Here is a 9,816-nt window from a genome sequence, read left to right on the forward strand (position 1 = left end):
TGTCTGGTTGAAAACCCCACGGAATAAAGGCAGTAAATCCCCTGGTTTTATCTTGCAGATCCCTTAACCTTATAAGATGGAGTATCCTATCTTCCATTGTTTCCACATGGCCAAACATCATTGTGGCTGTGGTTTTTAATCCAAGCTTATGGGCTGTCTCCATTACATCCAGCCACTCACTTGCACTGCACTTGTTTGGAGAGACCTTATGTCTAACTCTATCAACCAATATCTCGGCCCCACCTCCTGGGATAGAATCAAGGCCTGCTGCAATTAACCTCTTAATTACTTTTTTTATGGAAAGGTTATTTAATTTACTGAAATGGACTATTTCAGGTGGGGAAAAACCATGCACATGGATAGTGGGAAATTTCTCTTTAATATGAGTTAGCATGTTTTCATAAAAGTTCAATTTCAAGTCTGGATGGTGGCTGCCCTGCAAAAGTATTTGTGTTCCTCCTAGCTCAAGGGTCTCCTGGATCTTTTTGTCCAGTTCATCAAAACTTAATACATATCCACCATCCTCTCCAGGGGATTTAAAAAAAGCACAAAATTTACATCCGCACACACATATGTTTGAATAATTTATATTCCTGTCAACAACATAAGTAACAATATTTTCAGGGTGCTTTTTTTTGCGAATAAAATTTGCAAGATCACCAAGCTCAAAAAAAGAAGCCTCTAAATACAATTTATAGGCCTCATCAAAGGTAAGCCTTTTCTCCATTAAAACTTTGTCTATAATTTTTCTTAACATACACCAACTCACGTATAGATATTAAAAAAAGAGAGTTTTTAATGTTATTAAAGCTCGCCTTTCGTACGAATTTTATAGTTTCTCTTTTCAAGATAGTTTCCAAGCAAAATAGAGCTAAATATTACAAGAGGTAGAGAGACTAGGAGTCTTATAATACTGAATTTTATACCCATAAATGAGGCCTCAAAGATGGTCATAGGGATCCTGCAAATTCCAGAAGCCCCAAGGTAGGTAAAAATAACAGACAGTTTTGCTCCTTTTTTAAATAGGCTATAGGCAACAGGAAATGCTACATACAGTCCACCAACTGTTGTTCCTGCAAGTAGTATTACCCAGAAATAACTCATCATGCCAGAACCTTTACCTAGGTGTTTTTCCACTTTTTCTTTTTTTACCCATACTTCAAAGAGCCCAATTAAGATAAATGCACAGGGTAAAATTTTTAGCATCTCTATTGCAAAGGTTGCAAAGTTAAGTCCTATTTGTTTACCTGGCTGAAAATTCATTACAAATGATGCCACGATAAATATAAAATAAAGGACAATAAATGTGATCTTAATAAAGTTGTTTTGTTTTTTCATATCAATTCTCCAAAGAAAAATCCAATTGCAATAGCAACAATGATGCTTATAATGAAACTAATTAAATTTCTAATAATGGTTACCTTTGCGCCAAAATATTCTTTTTCCACAGGATAACTAATCACTCCTACCATCATAAGGGTAGTGGTAAAGGCAGCGAGCACCATATAACTTACACCTTTTTTTAATAAAATCCCACATAAAGGATATGCAATAAATCCTGGCATTAATGTAATAGATCCAAAAATAGAAGCCAATATTACACTAAAAAACTTATTTTTAGTACCCAGATAATTTATTATCATCTTGTCTGGAACTAAAAAAAGTACAATTGAAACTAATATAAGCATAATCAAAAATGCAGGTAATATATTCATAAATTTTTTATATGCAATCTTAAGTGCCTTAATGGTTTTGTTCTTATCAAAAATAAAAGATATTATTAGTGCACATATTGTAATACTAAGTAAATAGTAAAACATATAAATTCCTTTTTATTTAATTAGGTAAAATGTTAAACATCCCATCTCTTTCAATAGGGATGAGGCCGCAGCCTTCTATCATTTCTATTAATTCTTTTTTGGTAAGCACATTGGGTGATCTTGCCCCTGCCATGTGGCCAATTTTTTCTTCTACAACTGTTCCGTCAAAATCATCTGCCCCAAAGTAAAGTGCACTCTGGGCAAGTTTTAAACCGAGCATTACCCAATAACTCTTTATGTGTGGAATATTATCAAGCATAAGCCTTGATATGGCTATTGTCTTTAGGGTTTCTATTCCTAAGACCGATTTTTTAACTTTAATTTTGCTCTTTTTTGGTAAAAAAGGAAGAGGTATAAAACATACAAATCCACTGGTTTTATCCTGAAGCTTTCTTAACTTGTCTAAATGGTCAATTCTGTGGACAAAAGATTCTATGTGACCAAAGAGCATGGTACAGTTTGTCTTTATCCCCAGGCTGTGGGCTATTTCCATTATCTCCAGCCACCTTTCGCCACTAATTTTTTCAGGACAGATCTTGTTTCTTATCTCAGGATCAAAGATCTCTGCCCCTCCCCCAGGCATCATGTCAAGCCCAGCTTTTTTTAGCTCTATTAAAACTTCATCAACCCTCAGACCTGAAATTTTTGATAGGTGTTCAATTTCAACTGCAGTAAAACATTTTAATGTTGCTTGTGGTACGAGTCTTCTTATCAATTTTAACATCTCCACATAATAGGAAAAAGGAAAGTCTGGATGACACCCACCAACTATATGGATTTCTTTTATTGTTAAAGGGAGATCTTTTATTTTTTTTTCTATATCTTCAAGGGTAAGTTCAAATGAACCATTTTCTCCTTTTTTTCGGGAAAACACACAAAACTTACATTGATTAACACAGACATTTGTATAATTTATGTGCTGGTTTAACACATAGGTTGTTTTTTTTCCGTGTAAATTTTCCCTTTTTAGGTTGGCAAGATATCCTAAGATTAATGGATCTGGTATGTTATACAGTTTTATGGCCTCCTCATTTGTGATCCTTATGTTATTTAAAATTTTTTCAAAGATATCTTCGATCTTGTATTTTTTTAATTTATTTTGCATGATTTAAATCCATACCAATTGGTTTGAAGAGGATTTTAGGAGCCCGTGTATAAAAGTCAACAAAAATATGTAAAGAGGTATAGTTTATGAGAAAGCTTAACTTTGCAATATCTCCATGTCCCAATGATACCTACATCTTTGGTGGACTGCTATTAAAAAAAGTGCCTTTCCCCATTGAAATAGATTTTCTCTTAGAAGATGTAGAAAAACTTAATAATCTCTGTATCCAGGGCATATATGATGTAATCAAGGTAAGTTGTGCAATATATTCACAGGTAAAGGATAAATATGTTTTACTTGGGTGTGGTGGCGCAATTGGTAGGGGATGTGGTCCAGTGGTTGTATCAAAAAAAGGTTTTTCCATATCTCAGGTCCAAGATAAGTCTATAGGAATTCCTGGTAAAAATACAACTGCCTTTTATATATTTAAAAAGGTCGTGCCTGATTTTAAGGGTAGAATTATAGAGCTTAGATATGATAAGATTATTCCCGCAATATTAGAGGGAGGCATAGATGCAGGCATTCTTATCCATGAAGCCCGTTTTACATATGGGGAATATGGACTGGAGTTGATAATTGACCTTGGCAAGTGGTGGGAAGATACAACAAGCTATCCCATTCCTTTAGGGTGCATTCTGGCAAAAAAGGAACTTGGGGAAAGGGTAATTGGACAAATTGAAGATGGTATAAAGAGAAGTATTGAATATGCAGAAAAAAATTTAGCTGATATCTGGCCACTTATTAAACAAAATGCCCAGGAGATGGATGATAGTGTAATAAAAAAACATATTAAGACCTTTGTAAATGAATTTTCAAAGGATATTGGAGATGAAGGAAGGGCAGCAATTGAGTTTTTGGGGTCTTAATCCTTTAAAGATCTTTTTTTATTTCTATCCCATCCAGATACATTTGGGCAATTTGTTCGATAACTTCTTCTAAAGAAAGCCCTTTTTCAGGTTTAAACCAGAAGTATAACCAGTGCAGTGCGCTTATAATTGAAAAGGTCATAACTGTTGGATCAAATTTTTTTATAACTCCCTTGTCCATAAGCTCCTTTAAAAAGTTCCTGAGTTGATGGACGTTTTCTGTCTCTTTATCTAGTATAATCCTCTTTTTTTCTGGTGATAGGAATTCTATCTCATGTAACAGAATCTTATTAAAATTTTTGTTCTTTAAGTATGTTGTGGCATATTCCAACATTATGTCTTTTAACTTCTCTTTTAATGGAATATCTAAGGTTTTGTTCCTGGAAATTGCTTGTTTCATATTGTTTATGAGCTCATCAGCTGCCTTTAAGCATATTTTAAAGAGGATTTCTTCTTTGTTTGTAAAGTGATGGTATAAAGCAGCCTTAGAGATACCGACCTTTTGGGAAATCTCCCTGGTGGTTGCTTTTTCATAGCCTTTTTCATAAAAAAGTTCCTGTGCAGCGTTTAATATCTCAATGGCAGTGTCGTGGAACTTATCCTTTTTTTCAGACATGTATGGACTTCCTTTTTTATAAGTTTGTGGTTGAAAAATGAGAAAAAAATTTTAAGATACCAGCAGGTGTCATCTTTCTTACTGGTCGCCCATTAAAAATCATATTTTTTTGATTGTCAAGTTTTAATCATTTTCAGAGTCAAATTGGGTTTGTATTTATGTTGAACTTAAGGTAGTTATGTGTTAGACAAACTCCACACTTACCATATTTGGCTGAAAGTCAAATTGGTGGTCACAAATTTTGGGGAGGGATTTATATGGATTATAAAAATTTGATTTTTGAGGTCGATGAATACGGAGTTGGCGTTGTTAGGCTTAACAGACCAGAAACATTAAATGCATTTAATAAAGATTTGGTTATAGAATGTATAGATCTATTTGAGAAGGTTAATAGGGATGATTCTGTGAGGGTCATTGTACTGACTGGCTCTCAGGGTGCATTTTGTGCTGGAGGCGATATAAACTGGCTTCTAGCATCTAAAGAGCCCCTTCAAAAAAAAGAGATAATGGATTATACAAATCATATGGTTCTATCCATGGAAAAGGTTAAGAAACCCATTATTGCGTGTGTTAATGGTGTGGCTGCTGGCGCTGGTACTGCCATAGTACTTGGGTGTGATATTATTTATGCATCAGAAAATGCCAAATTTGCCCCAAATTTTATTCACATTGCAGCTGTACCTGATAGTGGTTGTAGTTGGTTTTTGCCCAGAAAAATAGGATATCACAGGGCATTTGAACTTTTTTTAACCGGTAAAATCCTGGATGCCAAAGATGCCCATGAAATGGGAATATACAATAAGATCTTTCCTGCTGACAAATTGGAACAAGAGACTATGAAACTTGCTAAGAGACTTTCTTATGGACCAACTTATGCAATGCAGGCAATTAAAACCATGCTCAAGATGAGCTTTAAAAATGAGTTGAGCACACAGTTGGATATAGAGGCCTATTATCAGGTAATGGCCTGGTGTAATCCAGATTTTATAGAGGGTGTAAATGCATTTTTTGAAAAGAGAAAACCAAATTTTAAAAGATAATAGGAGATTGTAATGAATATTAGTATTGAATTAGTAAGAAAACTTGCTAAAATGGATCCAACGTTTAGAGAAACTTTTTATTCTTTTGTTGACGAATTTTATAAAGATCAAGAAAATTTTTTAACAAAGGACGATATTAAGGATTTAAGTTCAAAGCTAGAATCCATTTCTGATCTTGATATATTAAAAAAAGAATTTGAAACATTAAAAACAGAACACTTATCCTTGCAAAAAAAGATAGATGAAAAACTTAAGGAAAATGATGAGAAGATAAAAGAGCTCACATCACATATAACTACTGTAAAAGATTTGTTTACATCAAAGATTGAGGAACTAATAAAAACACAAAAGGAGCTTATATCTACTGTTTCAAAAAATAAAGAAGTTGATTATTCGCCTGTTATATCCTGTATTGAGGACAACACAAAGGGACTTAAAGAGATAACAAAGGAATTTAAAGAAAGTGTCAGTGGCCTTTTGAAAAACATAAAAAAGATTTCAACTAATAGAATTTTATCTAACTTACCAAAAACACTAAAGAAAAAATTAAGCCTTAATTTGAAAGAACATCTTAAAGCTAAAACTTTTGAAATTAAGGGAAACAAGATTCAGTTTCCTATTTTTGGTAGAGGAACCAAAAATAAAAAATCACACACTGTAATTGGTACTATCTTGGATTCGCCAACTAAAAAGGATATTGATGAATTTGTAGATGCAGTCTCGCACCTTCAAAAGGAAAAAGAACTGCCTTCAGCCTTGTTAAAGGTTGTGGTGGTAGAACAAATCGAGGAAGATCTTGAAAAAGCAGCTGAAAAAATGGGTGTTTCTATAATTTGGATGCAAGATCTATAGGAGAATTTGATGAAAAAAAATGAGATCCAAAGAATTCTAAAAAAGGCAAAGCAAGAAGGTTTAAAGACATTAGATGAGAGTATATCCAAGTCCATATTGTCCTTGTTTGGTGTTAGTGTAGTAGACGAGATAGAGGTAGTTGATATTGATAGTTTAAAACAAGTTGCAAAAATATGGGGATATCCTCTGGTCCTTAAGGGGATATCAAAGGATATCCCCCATAAATCTGAGATGGGGCTGGTCTTAACAAATCTATATAATTTGGAAGACCTTAAGAAGGCATATAAGTCTTTAGAATCTAAAAAGGATCTAGGTATTGAAAAAATAATAGCTCAGCCACAAATCAAGGGTTCCAGAGAGTTTGTGGTTGGGATGTTCAGGGATCCTGATTTTGGGCCTGTGGTTATGTTTGGCCTTGGCGGAATTTTTACTGAGGCCATAGGGGATTTTGCACTCAGGGTGTGTCCAATAACCCTTGATGAAGCTGTAAGATGTGTAAATGAGATTAGATCTAAGGCCTTACTTGGAAATTTTAGGGGAGAGCGGGCGGTAAGTATAGATAAATTGGCAAAGATATTAGTGGCTCTCTCAGATCTAGCCCTTGAGTTTGAGGATATTAAAGAGATAGACATAAACCCTGTAAAAATAACCAAAGGTGGAGATGTAATTGCAGTTGATGCATTGATAGGAGTAGAGCAAGATCCCTGTTTTAAAGTATATCCAGATAGGGTGGACCCTAAGAATTTGAGAAAGTTTTTTTATCCTGAATCAGTGGTATTTATCGGGGCATCTTCAAAGTTAGGGAAATGGGGACATCTTCTACCAACAAATGTAATAAGTGGTGGATATGAAGGAGAAATATATCTTGTAAATAAAAGGGGTGGGGATGCCTTTGGGAAAAAGATGTATACGAGTCTAGACCAACTGCCAGATTCCATTGACTTGGCTGTAGTCACCATTCCTGCAAGGTTTGTCATTGATTTGATACCAAAATTGGCTAAAAAAAATATACACTATATGTTGCTCATAGCGTCAGGGTTTTCTGAAGCAGGAGAGGAAGGTAAAAAATTACAACAGCGTCTTGTTCAAGTTGCAAAGGAAAATAATGTTTTTATAGTTGGTCCAAACACAATGGGACTTTGTAATCCCCATGCAAATTTTCATTGCATTGGGACGTTGGTACAACCAAGACCTGGCAGGACTGCCATGGTATCTCAATCTGGAAATATGGGAGTTCAATTACTATCTTTTGCCACAGATCAGGGTATAGGTATCAGAGGATTTTGTGGATCAGGGAATGAAGCCATGGTGTGTATTGAAGATTATCTTGAGGCGTTTTATGAGGATGATTTGACCTCTACAGTGATGTTGTATGTGGAAAGTGTAAAAAATGGAAGGAGATTTTTTGAGCTAGCAAAGAAAGTATCCAAGAAAAAGCCTGTTATTCTTTTAAAGGGTGGAGAGACCGATGCTGGAGTTAAAGCAGCTTCAACACACACTGGGGCAATGGCAACAAATGTTAAAGTATTCAATACCATGTGTCGTCAGGCTGGGATATTAAAGGTTGATGCACCTACTGACCTTTTAGACCTTGCTGCGTCTTTTTCTTCCCTTCCTCTTCCAAAGGGCAATAAGGTGGTTATAATTACCTTAGGTGGTGGCTGGGGTGTTATAACTGCTGATCTTTGTGCTAAATATGGACTTAAGCTCTCAAAAATTCCTCAAGAATTAATTGAACTAATTGATGAAAAACTTCCTGATTTTTGGAGCAGGTCAAATCCAATAGACCTTGTGGGGAATTGGGATATTGAACTTCCAAAGACTATACTTGAAAAGGTCCTTAGTTGGGGTGGATGTGATGCAGTGATAAATTTAGGGATATTAGGTAGAAAGTATTTTTTGAAAAGATATACTTCATCAATTGAAAAGAGCGATCCTACGTATTCAAAAGATTTTCTGGATAATATAAAAGAAATGGTAGATGTATATGAGAAGGATTTTTTGGAAGTGTGTGCGAAAATGATGGATAAATATGAAAAGCCAATTTTTGGTGTTCGGCTAAACACAGAGCCTGATGATAAAACTGTTTATGAAATTCATGGTTCAAAATATAAGACAGTTTGCTATAATTCCCCTGAAGATGCTGTGAAGGCGTGTGCTAGGATGTATGAATATTTTGTCTGGCTATCAAGGAGCTAAATAAATGTTGTTTGAGCAGGGTCCAATAAGACCACCTAGTGAAGCATATAGTCTGCTTCTTAGGTTTACTAGAAATTGTCCGTGGAATAAGTGTGAGTTTTGCCCTGTGTATAAGGGAGCCAGGTTTTCAAAAAGACCCCTAAACGAAATCTTGCGGGATATTGATGCGGTTAGATTTATTTTGGATGATCTTAGGGAGAAGTCCTGGAAACAGGGATATAGTGGTGAGTTGACAAGGGAATTTATATCAGGGATTCTCAGGGATCCCAATATACATGAACAATATAAACACGTTGCAGCCTGGGCATATCGCGGAAATTTTACTGTGTTTATACAGGATGCAAATAGCCTTATTATGAAGACTGAGGATTTGGTTAATGCAATTAGGTATTTGAAGGAAAAAATTCCGCAAATTACCAGAATTACAACTTATGGTCGTGCATCTACAATTGCCAGAAAAAGCCTTGAAGAAATAAAGGAATTAAAAGACGCTGGTCTTAGCAGGATTCATGTGGGTATGGAGTCAGGATCAGATAATGTCCTCAAATTAGTAAAAAAAGGGACAAGTGCAAAGCAGCTTATTTTGTCAGGACAAAAGGTAAGAGAAGCTGGTATTACCCTATCAGAGTACCTGATGCCAGGGCTTGGTGGAAAAGATTTATGGAAAGACCATGCTATATCATCAGCTCGGGTTATAAACGAGATTAATCCTGATTTTATAAGACTTCGTACTTTACACATTGTGCCCTCTACCCCCCTTTTTGAGAGGTATAAAAAGGGAGAGTTTAAAAAACTCACGGAAGATGAAGTGGTTCAGGAGATTAGACTCTTTATAGAAAATTTAGATGGAATTACTAGTATTTTAACTTCAGATCATATTATGAATTTACTTGAGGAAGTGGAAGGAAAATTCCCTGAAGACAAAGAGAAAATGTTAGGTATAATTGACGAGTATTTATCACTCCCAGATGAAGACAGGCTTTTATTTCGTCTTGGAAGGAGAGGTGGGGGACTTAGATCTGTAAAAGAACTGGCCAACCCATATATAAAACAAAGGCTCAAAAGGGCAAAACAGGAGTTAGAGTCTTCAGAAGGTATGGATATAGACAAATTAATTGAAGAGATGGGGAATCAATACATATGAGCATTGATACAATTGTAAGTACATTAAATTCATTTATTGGAAAATCCATTTTAGTCTCGGCGTTTTTTTGTTTTTTAGGTGGGGTGCTCGCTAGTTTAACTCCCTGTGTATATCCACTTATTCCAGTTGTTGCCTCATATGTAGGTTCAAAATCCGTGCATTCTTCTAAAACCA

General features: G+C 35.2%; 11 protein-coding genes. 6 read left to right on the top strand and 5 right to left on the bottom strand.

The window, feature by feature from the left end:
- The 4 genes from ACY2V1_RS07645 to mqnE form a co-directional block, all read right to left on the bottom strand.
- On the bottom strand, positions 1-757 hold a 757-nt coding region (locus ACY2V1_RS07645), incomplete at its 3' end, for a CofH family radical SAM protein (RefSeq protein ID WP_461834207.1).
- A 47-nt stretch (positions 758-804) separates the two neighbouring features.
- On the bottom strand, positions 805-1,338 hold the full coding sequence (locus ACY2V1_RS07650) for a permease (RefSeq protein WP_461834208.1): 534 nt from the start codon (positions 1,336-1,338) through the stop codon (positions 805-807).
- Positions 1,335-1,820, bottom strand: coding sequence for a permease (locus ACY2V1_RS07655; RefSeq protein ID WP_461834209.1), 486 nt, complete (start codon positions 1,818-1,820; stop codon positions 1,335-1,337). Before ACY2V1_RS07655 ends, ACY2V1_RS07650 begins: the two co-directional genes overlap by 4 nt.
- A gap of 16 nt (positions 1,821-1,836) precedes the next feature.
- Entirely contained in the window at positions 1,837-2,925 is a 1,089-nt protein-coding gene (gene mqnE / locus ACY2V1_RS07660) for an aminofutalosine synthase MqnE (RefSeq protein WP_461834210.1), read from the bottom strand.
- A gap of 86 nt (positions 2,926-3,011) precedes the next feature.
- On the opposite strand from mqnE, the gene ACY2V1_RS07665 reads away from it, so the two are divergent.
- Positions 3,012-3,791 (top strand): 1,4-dihydroxy-6-naphtoate synthase, encoded by a 780-nt coding sequence (locus tag ACY2V1_RS07665; RefSeq protein ID WP_461834211.1) that lies wholly within the window; start codon positions 3,012-3,014, stop codon positions 3,789-3,791.
- A 4-nt stretch (positions 3,792-3,795) separates the two neighbouring features.
- Here the strand turns inward: ACY2V1_RS07665 and ACY2V1_RS07670 are convergent, their stop codons facing one another.
- Positions 3,796-4,407: a TetR/AcrR family transcriptional regulator gene (locus tag ACY2V1_RS07670; protein ID WP_461834212.1), complete on the bottom strand. Its 612-nt coding sequence runs from the start codon at positions 4,405-4,407 to the stop codon at positions 3,796-3,798.
- A gap of 257 nt (positions 4,408-4,664) precedes the next feature.
- On the opposite strand from ACY2V1_RS07670, the gene ACY2V1_RS07675 reads away from it, so the two are divergent.
- The 5 genes from ACY2V1_RS07675 to ACY2V1_RS11060 all read left to right on the top strand — a co-directional run.
- Positions 4,665-5,447: an enoyl-CoA hydratase/isomerase family protein gene (locus ACY2V1_RS07675; RefSeq protein WP_461834213.1), complete on the top strand. Its 783-nt coding sequence runs from the start codon at positions 4,665-4,667 to the stop codon at positions 5,445-5,447.
- Between the two features lie 12 nt (positions 5,448-5,459).
- Entirely contained in the window at positions 5,460-6,299 is an 840-nt protein-coding gene (locus tag ACY2V1_RS07680; RefSeq protein WP_461834214.1) for a hypothetical protein, read from the top strand.
- A 9-nt stretch (positions 6,300-6,308) separates the two neighbouring features.
- Complete coding sequence (locus ACY2V1_RS07685) at positions 6,309-8,498, top strand: acetate--CoA ligase family protein (protein ID WP_461834215.1); 2,190 nt, start codon at positions 6,309-6,311, stop codon at positions 8,496-8,498.
- A 4-nt stretch (positions 8,499-8,502) separates the two neighbouring features.
- Positions 8,503-9,642 carry a radical SAM protein gene (locus ACY2V1_RS07690; RefSeq protein WP_461834216.1) on the top strand — a complete coding sequence of 380 codons (1,140 nt, stop codon included), beginning with the start codon at positions 8,503-8,505 and terminating at the stop codon, positions 9,640-9,642.
- Positions 9,639-9,816, top strand: a 178-nt coding sequence (locus ACY2V1_RS11060) for a cytochrome c biogenesis protein CcdA (protein WP_498040227.1), incomplete at its 3' end; no start/stop codon positions are given. The genes ACY2V1_RS07690 and ACY2V1_RS11060, both read left to right, overlap by 4 nt.

This window comes from Desulfothermus sp., assembly GCF_053993635.1.

What these genes read in the sequence shown, in the direction of transcription:
- ACY2V1_RS07650 (WP_461834208.1), bottom strand. Translation starts at nt 1,338, where the DNA reads ATGAAAAAACAAAACAACTTTATTAAGATCACATTTATTGTCCTTTAT.
- ACY2V1_RS07655 (WP_461834209.1), bottom strand. Translation starts at nt 1,820, where the DNA reads ATGTTTTACTATTTACTTAGTATTACAATATGTGCACTAATAATATCT.
- mqnE (WP_461834210.1), bottom strand. Translation starts at nt 2,925, where the DNA reads ATGCAAAATAAATTAAAAAAATACAAGATCGAAGATATCTTTGAAAAA.
- ACY2V1_RS07665 (WP_461834211.1), top strand. Translation starts at nt 3,012, where the DNA reads ATGAGAAAGCTTAACTTTGCAATATCTCCATGTCCCAATGATACCTAC.
- ACY2V1_RS07670 (WP_461834212.1), bottom strand. Translation starts at nt 4,407, where the DNA reads ATGTCTGAAAAAAAGGATAAGTTCCACGACACTGCCATTGAGATATTA.
- ACY2V1_RS07675 (WP_461834213.1), top strand. Translation starts at nt 4,665, where the DNA reads ATGGATTATAAAAATTTGATTTTTGAGGTCGATGAATACGGAGTTGGC.
- ACY2V1_RS07680 (WP_461834214.1), top strand. Translation starts at nt 5,460, where the DNA reads ATGAATATTAGTATTGAATTAGTAAGAAAACTTGCTAAAATGGATCCA.
- ACY2V1_RS07685 (WP_461834215.1), top strand. Translation starts at nt 6,309, where the DNA reads ATGAAAAAAAATGAGATCCAAAGAATTCTAAAAAAGGCAAAGCAAGAA.
- ACY2V1_RS07690 (WP_461834216.1), top strand. Translation starts at nt 8,503, where the DNA reads ATGTTGTTTGAGCAGGGTCCAATAAGACCACCTAGTGAAGCATATAGT.